Annotated in this window: 1 protein-coding gene; it reads right to left on the reverse strand. The window is 55.3% G+C overall.

What is annotated here, in order from left to right; translation table 11 throughout:
• Positions 1-225: 225 nt before the first annotated feature.
• Positions 226-434, reverse strand: a 209-nt coding sequence (locus tag J5M56_RS25710; RefSeq protein ID WP_207938147.1) for a hypothetical protein, incomplete at its 5' end; no start/stop codon positions are given.

Consider the following 434-nt stretch of genomic DNA (forward strand, 5'->3'; position numbering starts at 1 on the left):
GTTTGTGATTTTGCGTGTGGTTCGGGCGCTTTTCTGGTACAGGCGTGCCGCTTTTTATCCGAGCGCCTCGTGGAAGCTTGGGGAATTGCTGAATCAGTTCGCCCGAACGTTCCACTGGTGGTTCCCGAGGCGTTGTTGTCGGCCTCGTGTCATAGCGAGCAACTCTTACCTCGTGACACAGAGGAACGGCTAGCAATCGCTCGTCGTCTCGTCGCTGAGCGCTGCCTATATGGCGTTGACGTTAACCCGATGGCCGTGGAGATGGCGAAATTGTCGCTGTGGCTGATAACTCTCCACAAGAATCGCCCATTCACCTTTCTTGACCATGCGATTAAATGCGGCGATAGCCTTCTCGGGCTGCACGATGCCGGGCAGGTCGAGCATTTTCACCTTTTGCCCGCACGCGCACATCGACGCTTGCATGACTACATAAA

Origin of the sequence: Pseudomonas sp. 51_B (assembly GCF_017491595.1) — a bacterium.
Taxonomy (GTDB): Bacteria; Pseudomonadota; Gammaproteobacteria; order Pseudomonadales; family Pseudomonadaceae; genus Aquipseudomonas; species Aquipseudomonas promysalinigenes.